The sequence below is a fragment of the Microcoleus sp. D3_18_C2 genome, from assembly GCF_036702395.1.
GTDB lineage: Bacteria > Cyanobacteriota > Cyanobacteriia > Cyanobacteriales > Microcoleaceae > Microcoleus.
Genome location: NZ_JAUBTG010000063.1, coordinates 16,301 through 33,381 on the forward strand (window position 1 = coordinate 16,301; position 17,081 = coordinate 33,381).

General features: G+C 46.7%; 11 protein-coding genes. 6 read left to right on the forward strand and 5 right to left on the reverse strand.

What is annotated here, in order from left to right; translation table 11 throughout:
• Positions 1-57: 57 nt before the first annotated feature.
• The 3 genes from QUA88_RS25315 (at position 58) to QUA88_RS25325 (ending at position 1,530) form a co-directional block, all read left to right on the forward strand.
• Positions 58-438 carry a response regulator gene (locus tag QUA88_RS25315; protein WP_333055646.1) on the forward strand — a complete coding sequence of 127 codons (381 nt, stop codon included), beginning with the start codon at positions 58-60 and terminating at the stop codon, positions 436-438.
• Between the two features lie 116 nt (positions 439-554).
• Positions 555-989 carry a hypothetical protein gene (locus QUA88_RS25320; protein WP_333055645.1) on the forward strand — a complete coding sequence of 145 codons (435 nt, stop codon included), beginning with the start codon at positions 555-557 and terminating at the stop codon, positions 987-989.
• A gap of 127 nt (positions 990-1,116) precedes the next feature.
• Positions 1,117-1,530, forward strand: coding sequence for a response regulator (locus QUA88_RS25325; protein ID WP_333055672.1), 414 nt, complete (start codon positions 1,117-1,119; stop codon positions 1,528-1,530).
• A 132-nt stretch (positions 1,531-1,662) separates the two neighbouring features.
• On the opposite strand, the gene QUA88_RS25330 is transcribed toward QUA88_RS25325, so the two are convergent.
• From QUA88_RS25330 to gatB, 5 genes are all read right to left on the reverse strand, one after another.
• On the reverse strand, positions 1,663-2,895 hold the full coding sequence (locus QUA88_RS25330; protein WP_333207866.1) for a pentapeptide repeat-containing protein: 1,233 nt from the start codon (positions 2,893-2,895) through the stop codon (positions 1,663-1,665).
• A gap of 107 nt (positions 2,896-3,002) precedes the next feature.
• Complete coding sequence (locus tag QUA88_RS25335; protein ID WP_333055643.1) at positions 3,003-3,641, reverse strand: Uma2 family endonuclease; 639 nt, start codon at positions 3,639-3,641, stop codon at positions 3,003-3,005.
• A gap of 274 nt (positions 3,642-3,915) precedes the next feature.
• Positions 3,916-4,503 (reverse strand): Uma2 family endonuclease, encoded by a 588-nt coding sequence (locus QUA88_RS25340; protein WP_333274443.1) that lies wholly within the window; start codon positions 4,501-4,503, stop codon positions 3,916-3,918.
• A 39-nt stretch (positions 4,504-4,542) separates the two neighbouring features.
• Positions 4,543-5,709 (reverse strand): pentapeptide repeat-containing protein, encoded by a 1,167-nt coding sequence (locus QUA88_RS25345; protein ID WP_333274446.1) that lies wholly within the window; start codon positions 5,707-5,709, stop codon positions 4,543-4,545.
• Positions 5,710-6,149: 440 nt separating this feature from the next.
• Positions 6,150-7,652, reverse strand: a complete 1,503-nt coding sequence (gene gatB, locus QUA88_RS25350; protein ID WP_333055640.1) for an Asp-tRNA(Asn)/Glu-tRNA(Gln) amidotransferase subunit GatB — start codon at positions 7,650-7,652, stop codon at positions 6,150-6,152.
• Between the two features lie 695 nt (positions 7,653-8,347).
• Here gatB and QUA88_RS25355 point away from each other — a divergent pair.
• From QUA88_RS25355 to QUA88_RS25365, 3 genes are all read left to right on the forward strand, one after another.
• On the forward strand, positions 8,348-11,623 hold the full coding sequence (locus tag QUA88_RS25355) for a PAS domain S-box protein (protein ID WP_333055638.1): 3,276 nt from the start codon (positions 8,348-8,350) through the stop codon (positions 11,621-11,623).
• A 360-nt stretch (positions 11,624-11,983) separates the two neighbouring features.
• Positions 11,984-15,196: an EAL domain-containing protein gene (locus QUA88_RS25360; RefSeq protein WP_333274449.1), complete on the forward strand. Its 3,213-nt coding sequence runs from the start codon at positions 11,984-11,986 to the stop codon at positions 15,194-15,196.
• Between the two features lie 103 nt (positions 15,197-15,299).
• Positions 15,300-16,889 (forward strand): glycoside hydrolase family 57 protein, encoded by a 1,590-nt coding sequence (locus QUA88_RS25365; RefSeq protein WP_333036521.1) that lies wholly within the window; start codon positions 15,300-15,302, stop codon positions 16,887-16,889.
• The last annotated feature ends 192 nt before the right edge of the window (positions 16,890-17,081 follow it).

Genomic DNA, 17,081 nt, shown 5'->3' on the forward strand with positions numbered 1-17,081 from the left:
CGCTTAGATTCATCTGTACCGTCAATCCCAAATCCAAAATCTGCAATCCCAAATCCGATGACACACAGACAAATTCTAGTTGTTGACGATGAAGAACACCTTCGGGAACTTGTGCAAGCCTGCTTAGAAGATTTAGGCGGATGGAAAACAGTGGGGGCACGATCGGGAGAGGAATGTTTACAAATACTGCAAACAGAACAACCCAATGCTATTTTGCTGGATGTATCTATGCCGGGAATGGATGGGTTTGCTGTGTACGAGATCCTCCAATCCGATCCGATTACTCGATCGATTCCAGTGATTCTGCTGACAGCGAAAGTTTTGCCCAGCGATCGGGCTAAATTTGCCCAAATGGCGGTAGCTGGGGTAATTGCCAAACCCATCCAACCCATCACTTTGACGGAAGAAGTAGCAGAGATTTTGGGATGGAATGAATAAATTTTACCAGTTTTGTAAATTTTTGTAACAAGAACGGAATCTTTACCAATTCCTTACCGTTGCTATTTAGTCTCCTGTTATTCAGCTAACAGTTCTTTGCATTAGGAGGAGACTCGATGAATGCTTTTCAGGTTTTGAATGATATAAATCAGGATCTCGCAGATTCATTTTCCGGTTTGCCCACTGCTTGTCAGCAATCCACGCTTGGGATTGCTCATACAGAGGAAACACCGATCGCAGGCATTAAAGTTCAAGAAAAGGATGCGACACTTATCGTTAAAGTTCACATCTCTGACATTCATCTTGTCAAATTGAATCTCCAAATCACTCCAGAAACTGTTTTAATCCAAGGTCAACCTACCGAATCGGCTGTAGTAGAAGGTTATTTCCTTCCTAGTGGATTTCAAAGTCTCATTCCGTTGCCCCACCGCCTACATCCTGAAATCTATGCGGCTGAAATAGACCAGGATGGTTTAATACTTCAGATTGCTAAAGAGTTGAGAGTTGAGCAATCCGAAGTTCGGATTCAACTCTCAAATACACATCTTTGAGCGATTGCTTAAAGATGGGTATTTGACACCCAATTGGCAACCGAAAGATTGATTTTTAATCAACCCAAATAAAATGAACACTTTGCAATTAGCTAATTATGATGGCAGTCTCCTGCCCGAAAACAAGATGAAAGGGAAGCAAATTCTCATCGTTGACGACCAAGAACACCTCCGCGAACTGATACAGTTGTGCCTGGAAGACCTCGCGGGATGGAACACGCTGGTGGCCGAATCAGGACAAGAATGTTTACAAATCCTACAAACAGAACGACCTAATGCTATTTTGCTGGATATATCAATGCCTGGAATGGATGGGTTTGCTGTGTACGAGATCCTCCAATCCGATCCGATTACTCGATCGATTCCAGTGATTCTGCTGACAGCAAGAGTTATGTCAAGCGATATGGCTGAATTTGCCAAAATGGACGTTGCTGGGGTAATTCGCAAACCATTTGAAGTCACCACCCTGCCGGGAAAAGTGGCAGAGATTTTGGGATGGAATGATGGACACTCCCCGGTATGGCAGACGCAGGATTTTTAAGACTTTAACTCTAAATTCATAGAGTTGCTGCTTCAATCGATAGTTTAAAGGTGAAATTCCATCGCACAGGCGTGACGCCCGTGCCACGATGGAGGCGGATGAATATAATAAAAGAGCTCTCGCACTTGCGGGCTAAACCTCTTCAAAAATCGCGCCTCGCTGCTGTAGATTCACCTGTATCTCCTCATCGATTCCTGAATTGTTCCCGAATCTGGCTGACTCGACATTCGCACCACTGAAATTAGTATTTGTTAAGTTCACTTCCAGCAGATTTGCGCCGCTCAAATTAGCACCGCTGAGGTTAGCTAAAGCTAGACTTGCTTTGTGCAAATCTGCACCGCTTAAATCAGCATTTCCTAAGAAAGCCCCACTCAAATCTGCACCGCCGAATTTGGCATTTTGCAGGTTGGCGTCGCTGAAATCGGCATCGTTTAAGGTTGCACCCCGGAAATTTGCCCGATCGAGATTTGCGCTGCTAAAATCCACTGCACTTAAAGTAGTTCCGCGCAAGCTGCTACCCGCGAAATCAAGTGCTGGATTGAGATTGGCGATTTTTGCCAACTCTACAAAGTTGTCGGTTTCAGCGGAAATAATGCGATCGACCATTTCCTGCAATTGGGATTCAGCTTCCGGCACAATTTCCCCTTCGCGCGGTTCAACCGGAGGCAAATTGTAGGACAATAGCGCCCAACTGAGGGCAGGTTGGAGTTTATTTGCTTGCAGGTATATAGTCAGGATTCTTTCTAAAACCGAATGTTGATTTGGCGTGATCTCGTGCGGCCACAAACCCTCCGCATCTGTGAGATTAATATCTTCTTTAGCAACTTCAAAAGCCGCTGCCATCCGAAATTCTTTGGCAGTAATTTCTCCCAGCTTAGCGCTTTTTAGCAAACCTTTTAATACTGATTTGCCCTGTTCCACTGCAAAAATCCAAGCTGGGGTTGTATCATCGCTGATTGTGGAAACGTGACAAAATATGCTCTCTGTCTCCTTAATTTTTTCCAAATCCTCGCCGCCCTGAACTTCCCGCTGACTTTCGGTTACTAAATTTTCTGTACTGCTTGGAATTGGCAGGGTTTCTTCTATTGGCAAAAGCTTGAAAGAACCGACTAACTGACGTGAGGCTACGGGTATTTCGCAGTTTTCTAGATAGAGTTTGAGCGTCCCGCCTTGCAGACCAAATTTGACGCGACCACCTAGCAGGGGTTCCCAATGCTCGTTAAAATTCAGGCTCAAGTGAATGTCGAGCTGCTGGGTTTGGGGTGCAACCGATGGAACTGGAATTGCTTCAAATTGCATCCACAAGCAATCTGGGTATTTGTTGTGAGACTCTAGCGATCGCATATCGGGTAGAATTGCTGGCACTACCAGCCTGTAATTGATATTTAAATTAGTTTATCATCTCTATTTTATCACAACACAGCTTTTTTTCGTGGATAAAATTGTAAATTTTGTTTAATTTCCTCCGCCCTTCATTGGTTTTGCTGAATTTGACTTTTTACCCAATTCCGAAATGCTTTTACTAATTCCAAATAGTCCATTGTTTCTGCTTGTTCCAAAAATCTGACAATCTCTAAAACAGCCACGCTGGGAAATGCTAAACTGAGTTCGCCCTCAACGTATTCTCCATTTTCTAATCTGTTGATTCTGAGTCGAGATCCATTATAAATCCAAACTTCCGGCACTCCCAGATCCCTATAAACCTGCAAGGTATTTTCCGAACGGCTGGTAATATCAATTTCCACCACTAAATCCGGCGGCGGATCTTGACTCAGGTCAATTCTTTTTTTGCCTTTAACTGCACTAATATTCTGGATGTAAAAACATTCATCCGGTTCTGCACCGCTAAGTTCAGGACGCTTGAAAGTTGTGGAACCAAGGGGTTCAATTCTCACCTCTAATTCTTCCGCTAAGGTTTCAACAAATCGACCCATTATTGTTTTGAAGCGTTCGTGTTCTGGGGAGGGTACCATAATTTTCAAATTGCCACGACTATATGTCAGTCGAATTTGCCGATCGCCAATTTCGGCAAGCAAAGTTTCGTAGGTTTGCCAACTGATACCCGATAGCTCGACAATTTGTTCGGGTGGAGCAAGAGTTTTAGCTGTCATCTGATTTTAGATTTTAGATTTTAGATTTTAGATTTCTCCCGCGAATAAATCGGGGGTCAGAAACCAAATTGTTTTGGATGATAGCGATTAAAAGGGCGGGTTTTTGAGATTGTCAATTATTGGCAGATATTTTTCGTGAGGGGAGCCCCTACCGTATTAGGGGTAATCGACCGGACATAATATCATTCCTTTGCACTTTTAGATTATATCATCGAAAAAAGCTCGATCGCTCTTTAATTACTGAGTTAAAATATGTGCTATCGAGCCAGATTTTTTACTCACCACTCTGCGCGGGAAATACCGCAGATAAATCGAGAGACAAATCTGGGAAACCTGGAATTACCACAACCTCATTCGGCAAAACCACTCGTTTGACTCGATAATCGAAACCACCTCTTTGTTTTTGATAAGGTTCGCTGTGCATTTCCAGTTGAATATCTACCAAATTAAATATCCAATAATCAGAAATTTCCGATTCAGCATAGAGAGATAACTTGGTTCTCCTGTCGTATTTCAAAGTAGAATCGGAAACCTCAATTACCAGCAAAATATCAGCAGGCTCCGGGTGAGAAGATAAATAATTATCAGAACGATTGCGAGCAATAACAACATCAGGCTCTGGTTCGCTATCAGCCGACAAAATAATCGGCTCTTGACCGCGCACGATCGCTCGTTCTTCCAGCAGTGGGTACAATTTTTTAAGCAATAGCGAATTACAAACAGAGTGAAACGTACCTTTTGCAGCCATTTTGATAATTTCTCCGCGAATCAATTCAACTCGCTCATCGGGGGCGAAAAATCCCAGTTCTCCCAAACGGTGATATTCGGCGATCGAGAATCGTTTTGCAGTTACGGCAGTCATAGCTTTTCTTACCCTCTACAATTACCAACATTTCCCATTCTACTCAAAAATCCCGCCCCGTGCCATCAATTCAACCTTCAGGGCTTCCGCAATTCCGACACAACCCAAAAACTTCGCATTTTTAACTACAGTATTTTTCAAATCAGCGCGGCTCAAATCAGCACCTTTTAAATTCGCTCCACTCAAATTAACACCACTTAAATCAGCATTCTTGAAATCAGTATTTGTCAAATTTGCATTTACTAAAATCGCATTCGGTAAATAAGCACTGCTCAAATTGGCGTTGGTTAAATTTGCACCGCTCAAATTCGCCCTGGGCAGCTTTGTCCGCAAATCAGCACCGCTCAAATTGGCGCTGCTGAGTTCAGCATCCCGCAAATTAGCATTGCACAAATTAGCATCAATTAAAATAGCAGCGCTCAGCAAAGCACCGCTGAGATCGGCCAAAGTCAAGTCTGCGCCTCGGAGGTTGGTTTCGCGCAAATCTGCACCGTTAAAATCAGCGTAGTGCAAGTCAAAACCGCTTAAATTAGCCCCAGCAAAATCCTCAATCGGATTCAAACCAACTGTTTCTGCAAGTTGTACAAAACTCTTATTTTTATCAGTTAAAAACAGTTCGCGGACGATCGCCAATTGCTCCTGTCGGTACTGGTTAGCCTTGTCATAATCTGCTAAATACTTGTAGCCGAGCTTCAAATACTTGAGAGCATTGCGCTCAATGCGATCGTCCTTGCTGGTGCGCGCGATCGACAACTGCTGGTGATAGCATTCGATCGCACCAGGCAAATCTCCCTTAGCATCGTAAGCTAGCGCCAAATTGCCCAAAGTTTCCAATTCAGAGCGCCCGTCGCCAGTATCCCGCGCGATCGCCAAACGCTGCTGCTGGTAATCAATAGCACCAGAAAAATCCTCAAGAGCACAGCAAGCATTGCCCAAATTTCCCAAAGCATTTGCCTCGCCCCGGCGATCGCCAATTTCCCGCGCTAACATCAAATGTTGCTGGTAGCAGTCGATCGCCTGAGCATAATTCAAGAGCGCTTCGTAAGCTACACCCATATTACCCAGCGCCGCACCCGATCGGCGCTTATCGTCCATTGAGCGATACAGCCCCAGCGCTTCCTGCCAAGAATCCAGCGCCGCCTCAAATTGACGCGCCTGATATTGCGAAATCCCCTGCTTGATTAGCTCGCTAGCTTGTTCGCTCATACTGTCCAAATTAGTTAATAACTAAAGCTGATATTAACTGAGATATTGCACCATTCTCGCTTAACAGGCAAGATGCCTGTTCCACGAGAAAATTCACTCTTTGTGGAACAGGCCGGAAAGCCTGTTCATAAAAAGCTGATTGAGAATGGTGCAAGATTTCAGTATGGCCCATCCCCCTCTCCCCCATCCGTACTTTCACGTCCGTACAAAAAAAAGACAAAAAAAAAAGAGAGAGCTACCTAAGTAACTCCCTCTGCCATCAGGGTGCATCTACATAACACAATATAACACTATCGGGATGAGGGGTGTCACCCCCAAACGTGAAGATGTTGTAAAGAAATGTAGATTAATTATAAAGTTACGATCCCGCCAGAAGGGCGAGGTCAGGAAAAACCGATCGCCCGCCGCTGTATCCGCTACACGATCCCCTTAACGAATGCTTAACCTGGGGCGTTAAGCTTCGCCGCCAGCAGCTCATTGGTCAGTTTGGGATCGGCCCGGCCGCCCGTTTCCTTCATCACCTTGCCGACAAAAAAGCCCAGCAGCTTAGTTTTACCGCCTCGGTACTGTTCGAGCTCCTTGGGATTGGCGGCTAACACCGCATCGATCGCTCGATCGATCGCCCCAGTATCCGAAATTTGAATCAAACCCTTGCTTTCAACAAACTTTTGAGGCGAACCACCATTTGCCAGCAACTCCGGCAAAATATCCTTAGCGATTTTGCCACTGATCGTACCGGCCTCAATTAGCCCCAGCAGTTCAGCTAAATCCTGCGGTTGGAAAGGAATTTCTGCGATCGCCAGTTTTTCATTTTTCAGATAAGCAGTAATATCGCCCATCACCCAATTGGCAGCTTGTTTAGCCACAGCACCGGCGGCGATCGATTTTTCAAAATACTCCGCCACCGCTTTGTCGTCAGTCAGCACCCGCGCGTCGTAGGGAGAAAGACCGAGCTCAGTTTCGTAGCGATGGCGCTTCATTGCCGGCAATTCTGGCAGTTGAGCTTGCCAATCCTGCAATTGCTCAGTCGAAACTTTGATCGGAGGCAAATCCGGTTCCGGGAAATACCGATAATCGCTCGCACCTTCCTTAACCCGCATACTGAAAGTACACTGCTTGTTTTCATCCCACAGCCTGGTTTCTTGGATGATGGTTTCGCCATTTTCCACCGCTTGAATTTGTCGCTCGATCTCATAATCGATCGCCCGTTCGATCGCATTAAAAGAGTTCATATTTTTAATTTCCACCTTCGTGCCGAACTCTTTTCTGCCCACGGGGCGCACCGAAATATTCACGTCGCACCGGAGTGAACCTTCCTGCATATTCCCGTCGCCAACACCGATGTAGCGCACGATCCGGCGCAATTCTTGACCGTATTCGGCAGCTTCCGCGCCCGATCGCAAATCCGGTTCCGAAACAATTTCGATTAGAGGCACACCGGCGCGGTTGTAATCCACCATTGAATAAGTTGAACCGCTGAGCCGATCGCTGCCGCCGTGAACCAATTTTCCGGCATCTTCCTCCATGTGCAAGCGAGTGATCCCGATTTTTTTTCTAGTAGAATTTCCCGTCTCATCCACCAGTTCAATTTCTAGCCAGCCGTTAGTAGCGATCGGCAAATCGAACTGAGAAATTTGATAATTTTTCGGCAAATCGGGATAGAAATATTGCTTGCGGTCAAACTTACTGTAAGGTGCGATTTCGCAGTTGAGAGCCAGCCCTGCTTTCACCGCATACTCCAGCACTTTTTGATTTAATACGGGCAAAACTCCCGGCATTCCCATACAAATTGGGTCAATGTTAGTATTTGGGGCATTGCCAAATTCTGTAGAAGAACTGGAGAAAATTTTAGTATTCGTACTTAATTGACAATGAGTTTCGAGGCCGATAATGGCTTCGTACTGAGTTCGGTTTTTTATCGAAGAGGGTGCAGCAGCAGTCATAAGCAATTTAAAAGACTGAATAACTTTAGATTTTATTTTAGCTTTTTATTGACCAAACTGATGGGAGAGTATTTGTAGGTAGGGGCGGTTTCATTGGTGTCAACAAGCGTGTCAAACCCTGATTTCGGCAGGTTTAAACCCCTGACGGACTTTGAGCAAGCGTGTTTAGTTGAGACAAATGGGGCTCTGCATACGCAACGCCCTGCTACAGATTGGCGATCGACCCAAGGCTGCAGCCACGCCGAGAGCCTTTGGATCGCCCCCAAACAACAACTCTGTGCAAAAATATACTTAGGGCCAGCTCCTGCCCGCACCATTCCCTTACCCAGGAGAGTTTTAGATCGATCCACCACAATTGCCGATCGATCTACACCCCAAATCCTTTTACTGGCAGTATTTAATACAATACGCTTGGGTTAAAACGCTTTATTCCCGGCGAGATCCCTTGCAGCATCCCCCTGGTTGTTGGGCGACGCAAGAGTAAGTTTTTGTCCCCCCAACAACCAGGGGGGCGCCAAGGCGATCGGGATTAACCCAAGCCTATTGGTCTTCAATAACGCCGCTCGTCTCCAACGATCGGCTCCACGCACCGACTAAAAATTTAAAATGTATAATTTAACAGGAAATTACATATTTTGAATTTTTAAGCTTTAATTTTGAATTCTCAAAGTAACACTTGCCTAAGTGTCAAAACTATGCGTGAAATTCCAGTTAAAAGTGCCAGACTGTTTCAGAACAGCATCACTGAGCTAGAGCAGGCGGAATTAGCCCTCGAACTCGCTTGGAACGAACTCGAAAAACAAACAGCAGAAACCATTGCTCACATTGCCAACACTGGCTCAGCAAACACACAGGAAATTAGCGATCGCTTCGCCAGGGCGAAGCAACTCCGGCAGCAACTTCAAACTCAAATAAAAAAAGCCAACTCGCGGCGGGAATTTCACCTAGAAAACTCACCAATGGCCGTTGTAGAGTGGGACAAAGAATTTCGGGTAGTGCAGTGGTCGCCAATGGCAGAAAAAATATTTGGCTGGAGTGCAGCAGAAGTAATCGGCAAATACTGGCACGAATGGTCAATAGTTCATCAAGAAGACTTCGAGGAAGTGTGTGCCGTCACAAATCAACTATTACACAGCAGAGAACCCCGCAACATTTGCCGCAACCGCAACTATACAAAAGATGGCTCAGTAATTTACTGTGAATGGTACAATTCCGCACTAATCGATGAATCGGGAAGAGTAGTTTCAATTCTCTCTTTTGCCAGAGACATAACCGATTTCCACCGCGCTCAAGAAGAACTGCATAGGCGCGAACAAGCTTTCAGCGCCATCGCCGAAAATGCGACCGATATTATCGCCCGGTTCGATCGCAAACTCTGCCTCCTTTACATCAACCCAGCAGTAGAATCAACAATTGGAAAACACGCCGAAAAATTGATTGGCAAAACCAACCAAGAATCAGGAATGCCACCGCACCTGTGCAGCCTGTGGGATGAGGCTTTTATGAAAGTTTTTGGTAGCGGCAAACAAGAAACCATAGAATTTGACTTGCCCACTTCCGAAGGCATAAAATATTACCACTGTCGAGTCATTCCCGAGTTTGCTGAAGACAATTCAGTAGAAACAGTTTTATCCATCTCCCGCGACATCACAGAACTCAAACAAGTCGAAGATCAGTTGCGACAAAGCGAATCCAAATTTAAAGCCATAGTAGATTCTAATATTATCGGCTTAATTTTTTGGGATCTTGACGGCCACATTACAGATGCGAACGCGGCTTTTTTAAACACGGTAAATTATACGCGGGACGAGCTGCTTGCCGGAAAAGTTAACTGGCAAGAAATGACACCACCTGAATACGTGGGTTTAGATACAGAAAAAGTTGCCGAACTGAAGGCTAGAAATACGGTTGTTCCCTTTGAAAAAGAATTTATATGCTCCGATGGTAGCCGCGTTCCGGTGCTGCTGGGCAGCACATTTTTAGAAGGAACGAAGCAATTAGGCGTCAGTTTTGTGCTGGACTTGAGCGAGCGCAAGCAGGCAGAATTGGAACTGCAAAAACATCAGCAACTTTTAGAGAGTATTGTTACAACTATACCTAATTTTCTCTACATTTACGATGCAGTAAAAAACCAAAATATTTATGCAAATGAATCTGTCACAGCTATGCTGGGATACACTCCCCAAGAATTGCAAGATTTGGGGACAGACGCTGTAGCCAACTTAGTTCATCCCGACGATCTGTTAAAGCTAATTACAGGTATGGAGCGACTAAAACACAGTAGGAATCCCTATGAAACCGATGACAGAGACTACAGAATCAAACACAAAAATGGGGAATGGCGCTGGGTGCACGCTCGCTCTAAAGTTTTCAAAAGAACGCCAGACGGACAAATGAGGCAAATTATCGGTTCCGTACTCGACATCAGCGATCGCAAACAAGCCGAAGAATCATTAAAACAGCAAAAAGAACTGCTGCAAACAATCTTCGACAACGTGCCGATTATGCTCGCATTATTAGACAAAAATGGTCAAATAAACTGGGTGAACCGCCACTGGGAACAAGTGCTAGGCTGGAGTTTGGCAGAAATCAAAAACCGTGATATCTTGGCAGAATTTTATCCGCAGCCAGAATACCGTCAATATGTTTTGGATGAAATAAAAGCAGCAAATGAGAAGTGGAGCGACTTCAAAACAAAAGTTAAAGACGGGCGAATTATCGACACTTCTTGGGCAAATGTTCGTCTTTCAGACGGCAGTTGTATCGGCATTGGTCAAGATATCACCGAACGCAAACGAGTAGAATTAGAGCTCAAAGAACTTAACGAAACTTTAGAAGCTCAAGTCGCGCAACGTACTGCAGAATTAGAAATTTTTTTTGATGCTTTGCCCGACCACATTTTTGTGGTAGATAGCGATAATATGCGACTGTCTTTTGTCAACCAATCTGTTGCCAAAACTGCTGGATTAAATAGCAGAAAAGAGATGCAGGGCAAAACTATTTTTGAATGTTTCTCCCCCGAAATAGCCGCCAAATTCTCTAGGGAAAATTCGCAGGTATTTGAAACAGGGGAAACTCTGCACTTGCAGGATAAATTTGTAATTGCTGGCGAGACCAGTTACTACGATACTTTTAAAATTCCCCTCAGAAATCTCGACGGCGAGGTTTATGCTTTAATTGGCACTTCTCGCGATATCACTGAGTTGGTAGAGACAAAACAAGCTTTGTCAGAACGCACAGAGCAATTAGAAGCTGCCAATCAAGAATTAGAATCTTTTTCTTACTCAGTTTCCCACGACTTGCGCGCACCTTTGCGACACATTTCAGGTTTTGTAGAAGCGTTGAAACAGCGGCTAGAATTAACTGAGGCTTTGAGCGATCGCAAAATAGTTCACTATATGGAAGTAATTGAAGACAGCAGCCAAAAAATGAGCCTGTTGATTGACGGTTTGCTCGCCCTGTCGCGGGTGACTCGCACCGAGTTGAGGCAAATTCCGATCGATCTGAGCCGTTTGGTACAAAATGCGATTAAATTGACTAAACCACCAACAGTCGCAGATCCGGCCCAAACTCCCCACAGCGTTGAATTTGCCGTCGGAAATTTGCCGACAGTAATGGGAGATTCAACCTTGCTGCAACAGGTGTTCAGCAACTTGATTAGCAACGCCGTCAAGTTCAGCCGCGGACGCAATCCGGCTACAATAGTTATTGAGGGTTTACCCGATGGGACGATTTTTGTCAAGGATAACGGGGTGGGTTTTCCGATGGAATATGCCGATCGCCTGTTTGGAGCCTTTCAGAGGCTGCACTCCCAGAGAGAATTTGAAGGTACGGGCATCGGTTTGGCGATCGTCCAGCGGATTATTCACCGCCACGGCGGTACGGTTTGGGCCGAAAGCCTACCTAGTCAAGGAGCCACCTTTTACTTTAAACTAGGGCAAACAATCTCAAACGGTAATATAGATTCATAAGTTAAGTCTATAAGAGTTTTAAATGAAAAATTTAAAACTCTTATAGACTTAAATAAGTCACGATCGGTGAGAGCATCCGAATTTTGGTGTGACAGGAGTGTTCACTGTTAGGGATGGAAGCGAAAGATATAGGCGGGGCTGTGCAAGATGCTCGTACTCCTAAAAAATGCTCTTTTAAAAATTGGGGTGCTCCCCAATCGGTTCGTCAGCCCTCGACTGCAGGTGCTAAATAAAGGTCTTGCGAGTAGAGTATATAATTAATTTTGCTAAAAATATCGAGATAAAATTAATAACAAAACTAAGTCTAAAAAATTACTAGCAAAAACACAAATAACCAATTGAAAACATCCCCAATACCTTATGTTAGATATAAATGAAACCAACTATCTACTAAAAATGGTAGCGGAATCAACATTAAACTTGTTGATTATCGAAGACATGGCAGAAGATATGGAATTAATAGTGCTCGCCTTAGAATCGGGAGGGGTAAATTTTAAGTGCGACACGGCAGAAACAGCAACAGAGTGCAGAAAACTGCTGGAAAATTGCCAGTACGATGCTGTACTCTCAGATTATCGCCTCCCCGGCTTCAACGGTTTAGAAGTGTTGAAATTAATGCAGGAATTAGGGCAAGACATACCCTTGATTTTAGTAACGGGAAGTTTGGGAGAAGAAGCGGCAGTTGAGTGCATCAAAGCGGGAATGACAGATTACGTCTTAAAAGGGCGGCTGTTTAGGTTGCCAACAGTCTTAGAACGATCGCTCCAAGAATACAAAATGCGACGCCAGCAACAAGAAGCGATCGCCCAAATTCAGCGGCAAGCGACTCGTGAAGCGATAGTCAACCGCATCGTTCAAGCCATGCGCTTCACCCTTGTACTCGACGAAGTGCTGCAAACCACCGCAGATCAACTGCACGAAGCTCTCGAAATCAGCGGCTGCGCGATATTGCAGCCAGATGCTGAGGGCAAGATCGGGATTCGCTACATGAGCTTAAAGGCAGCCGACAGAGAACGGGCGATCGGTCTAAATTGCGACTTTGCCCAACACTATCGCTTCTCCCTCGCCCGCGGAGAAACGATCGCCCTCGCCGAGTTATCGACTCTGAGCCCGGAACTGCAAGCATCAGCCCAATTTTTAGGGTTTCACTCGATCGCGATCGCACCGCTGCTATACCAGCAATCATTTTTGGGAGGAATTTGCCTCTACCAGTGCGATCGGGCCCGCTGTTGGACTACAGAAGAACTATCGCTAGTCAAAGCCATATCCGATCAGTGCGCGATCGCGATCCACCAAGCCGAACTCTACCAACAAGCCCAAACCGAACTGGCAGAACGCAAGCGCGCCGAAGCAGCAGTCTGTGGCATCCAGCAGCAGCTAGCCACAATGGCAGCCAACATTCCCGGCTCAGTCTACCGCACTGTGCTGCATCCAGATGGCACAATCTCCCTGCCCTACATCAGTCCGGGCGTGCGCGAAGTTACTGGGTTCGGGGCCGAAGAAGTGATTTCGCGCCCGGAACTCTTGACCGAAATCATCCATCCAGAGGACAAAAGCTCGTCTGACAGCCGCGTAGCAGCATCGAGAGCGAGTCTTTTGCCGTGCGATCGCCAGTACCGCATCGTTCTGAGATCGGGGGAGGTAAAGTGGGTGCAAGACAGCGCTAAATTTTCCAAAAACGAAAACGGCGACGTAATTATAGACGGAGTAGCCCTCGACATCAGCGATCGCAAACAAGCAGAATCAGCCCTGCGCCAAAGCGAACAGCGATTTCGCTCGCTGATTGAAAACGCCACAGACATCACGATCATTCTCGACGCCGCAGGAATCTTCCGCTACATCAGCCCTTCGGTTAAGCGAATTTTAGGGTACGCGCCCCACCAGGCGATCGGCCGCAGCGCCTTAGAAATAGTTCACCCCGACGACAGCGCTACGATCGCCGAAACCCTCCACAAAGCCATTGAAAACCCCAAAAGAAGCCAGTGCCCAGTTGAGTACCGAGTCCGCCACCGCAACGGTTCCTGGTGTTATGTAGAAGCTGTAGCCACCAACTTGCTCTACGATCCCGCAGTCGAGGGAATCGTGATTAACTGTCACGACATCACTCAGCGCAAACTCGCCGAAGAACAACTGCTGCACGATGCTTTTCACGACGCCCTCACCGGATTGCCCAACAGATCGCTATTTACCGATCGGCTCGAACACGCTCTGAGGCTGGCAAAACGGCGCAAAGACTACTCGTTTGCCGTGCTGTTTCTCGATTTAGATAGATTTAAAGTAGTCAACGATTCCCTCGGCCACGCCATCGGCGATCAATTGCTAGTATCGATCGCGCGGCGTCTGGAAGCTTGTCTGAGGCCCGGAGATACAGTAGCCCGCATCGGAGGAGACGAGTTTGTGCTGTTGCTAGAAGACATCGAGGGCATCAATGAAGCTAGCAGCATTGTCAACCGACTGCAAAAGAAAATCACCTCCCCTCTCCTTCTAGACGGACACGAAGTATTTATCACCGCCAGCATCGGCATAGCTTTGAGCTCTGGCGAATACCTGGAACCGACAACCCTGCTGCGCGACGCCGACACAGCAATGTACCGCGCCAAAGAACTTGGCAGAGCCCGACACGAAGTTTTCAACAGTTCCATGCACGCCCACGCTTTGCGACTGTTGCAGCTCGAAAACGACCTGCGGCGGGCGATCGAATCAATTAGAGAACCCGCCACAGAAGAAGACTTTCCCCCATCCCCCGAATCAGCCTTACCTCCCTTATCCGCAGCGCCCCAGTTTATTATTCACTACCAGCCGATCGTGTCGATCGCCACTAACACAATTACCAGTTTTGAGGCCCTAGTGCGCTGGCAGCATCCAGAACGAGGCTTAGTTTCCCCCGGCGAATTCATCACCATCGCCGAAGAAACCGGCTTGATCGTACCCCTGGGCCGCTGGGTACTTCGCACAGCTTGCCACCAAATCCGCCAGTGGCAGCAGCTATTTCCCAGCCACCCCCCGTTGAGCGTTAGCGTCAACATTTCTGTCAAACAGTTTTCTCAGCCAGATTTAATCGAATACATCGATCGAGTCCTCGCAGAAACTCACCTCGACGGCAGCAGTTTAAAACTAGAAATTACCGAAAGCGTACTTATAGAAAATTCTGAATCAGTAACAGCAATGCTGGTGCAGCTCAGAACCCGAAACATAGACTTGTGCATTGACGACTTCGGCACCGGCTATTCCTCGCTCTCCTACCTGCACCGCTTCCCCACCAATACCTTAAAAATAGACCGCTCTTTTGTTAGCAGGATGGGAGGTGAGTTCGATTTCAGTAAAGGAGGGATTGACCCCACAGAAATTGTGCGGTCGATCGTTACTTTGTCCCACAATTTAGGCATGGATGTAGTAGCCGAAGGAGTCGAAGAAGCATCGCAACTATCTATACTAAAAGGGTTAAAATGTGAGTACGCCCAGGGATTCTTTTTCTCAAAGGCAGTAGACTCTCAAACAGCAGCAGCCTTAATCCGACAGCAAGCAGAAAATCAGAATTTGCTGACATTTAGTTTGTTAGAGAAAGGTCATTAAAAAAACACGGCATTTTGTGAGTCCCGTTTCAGCATAAAATCTTAAAATATTTTAAAGCTGTCCCTAACAGGCGTCAGTTAATAACTACGGCATCCAAATCATTATGACTATTGGCTACCTCGCCCTCGTTCTCCACGCCCACTTGCCCTTTGTTCGCCACCCCGAAAGCGACTACGTTTTAGAAGAAGAATGGCTGTTTGAGGCGATCGCGGAAACCTATATTCCCCTGCTGCAAGTCTTTGAAGGCCTCAAGCGCGACGGCATCGACTTTAAAATTACCATGAGCATGACACCGCCCTTGGTGGCAATGCTGCGCGACCCCTTGCTGCAAGACCGCTTCGACGACCACTTGGCCAAACTCGAAGAATTAGCCGATCTCGAAATCGAACACAACAGCGGAAACGGCCACCTCCGCTATTTGGCAGAACATTACGCCGCCCATTTCTCTCAAGTCCGCAACTTTTGGGAAAAGTACGATCGAGATTTAGTCAAAGCCTTCAAAGAACACCAAGATACCAACAACCTCGAAATCATCACCTGCGGTGCCACCCACGGCTACCTACCGTTGATGAAAATGTACCCCGAAGCAGTTTGGGCACAAATTCAAGTAGCTTGCGACAACTACGAAGCAAACTTCGGCCGCCGACCAAAAGGCATTTGGCTGCCCGAATGCGCCTACTATGAAGGCTTAGAGCGGATGTTAGCCGACGCAGGCCTCCGCTACTTTCTCACAGACGGTCACGGCATCCTCTACGCCCGCCCGCGTCCCCGCTACGGCAGCTACGCCCCAATTTTCACCGAATGCGGAGTCGCAGCCTTCGGCCGGGATCACGAATCCTCGCAGCAGGTTTGGTCTTCCGAAGTCGGCTATCCCGGCGCCGCCGAATACCGCGAATTCTACAAAGATTTGGGCTGGGAAGCTGACTACGATTACATTAAGCCCTACATCATGCCCAACGGCCAGCGGAAAAATACCGGGATTAAATATCACAAAATCACCGGTCGCGGATTGGGTTTAGGCGATAAACAGTTGTACGATCCTTACTGGGCAAGGGAAAAAGCAGCGGAACACGCCAGCAATTTTGCTTTTAACCGCGAACGCCAAGTCGAACACCTCAACGGCATTATGCAGCGTCCGCCGATTATTGTTTCGCCTTACGACGCCGAACTTTTCGGTCACTGGTGGTACGAAGGGCCTTGGTTCTTAGATTACCTGTTCCGCAAGAGTTGGTACGACCAAAATACCTACGAGATGACGCACTTAGCCGATTATTTGCGGGGAAATCCGACTCAGCAAGTGTGCCGCCCGTCTCAGTCTAGCTGGGGTTTCCGGGGTTTCCACGAATATTGGCTCAACGATACCAATGCTTGGATTTACCCGCACTTGCACAAAGCTGCGGAACGGATGATTGAGTTGGGAAGCATGGAACCTGCAGATGAGTTGCAGTGGCGCGCTTTGAACCAGGCGGCGCGGGAAGTGCTGCTAGCTCAATCTTCTGACTGGGCGTTTATCATGCGTACAGGGACGATGGTTCCCTATGCGGTGCGCCGGACTCGATCGCACTTAATGCGCTTTCACAAGCTTTACGATGAAGTGAAAGAAGGGAAAGTTGATTCGGGTTGGTTGGAGAAGGTTGAGGAGATTGATAATATTTTCCCTGAAATTAACTATCGCGTTTATCGATCGCTTTAAGTCTCGTTTCCCCTTTCATCCTGTCCCCCCAGCCCTGCTTAAGGGAGGGACAGGATGTTAATTAAAATTATAGATGATGGGGCGATCGCCATGGGTGGAATGAGAGGGGCGAGCTGGGAGCATGTCACTTTTGCAATAAGTATTTATACTTGTGCAGTTTTTGGCGGTCTACCAATTAAGCCATTTAAGTAA

What these genes read in the sequence shown, in the direction of transcription:
- QUA88_RS25355 (WP_333055638.1), top strand. Translation starts at nt 8,348, where the DNA reads ATGCGTGAAATTCCAGTTAAAAGTGCCAGACTGTTTCAGAACAGCATC.
- QUA88_RS25345 (WP_333274446.1), bottom strand. Translation starts at nt 5,709, where the DNA reads ATGAGCGAACAAGCTAGCGAGCTAATCAAGCAGGGGATTTCGCAATAT.
- QUA88_RS25320 (WP_333055645.1), top strand. Translation starts at nt 555, where the DNA reads ATGAATGCTTTTCAGGTTTTGAATGATATAAATCAGGATCTCGCAGAT.
- gatB (WP_333055640.1), bottom strand. Translation starts at nt 7,652, where the DNA reads ATGACTGCTGCTGCACCCTCTTCGATAAAAAACCGAACTCAGTACGAA.
- QUA88_RS25360 (WP_333274449.1), top strand. Translation starts at nt 11,984, where the DNA reads ATGTTAGATATAAATGAAACCAACTATCTACTAAAAATGGTAGCGGAA.
- QUA88_RS25335 (WP_333055643.1), bottom strand. Translation starts at nt 3,641, where the DNA reads ATGACAGCTAAAACTCTTGCTCCACCCGAACAAATTGTCGAGCTATCG.
- QUA88_RS25325 (WP_333055672.1), top strand. Translation starts at nt 1,117, where the DNA reads ATGAAAGGGAAGCAAATTCTCATCGTTGACGACCAAGAACACCTCCGC.
- QUA88_RS25340 (WP_333274443.1), bottom strand. Translation starts at nt 4,503, where the DNA reads ATGACTGCCGTAACTGCAAAACGATTCTCGATCGCCGAATATCACCGT.
- QUA88_RS25365 (WP_333036521.1), top strand. Translation starts at nt 15,300, where the DNA reads ATGACTATTGGCTACCTCGCCCTCGTTCTCCACGCCCACTTGCCCTTT.
- QUA88_RS25315 (WP_333055646.1), top strand. Translation starts at nt 58, where the DNA reads ATGACACACAGACAAATTCTAGTTGTTGACGATGAAGAACACCTTCGG.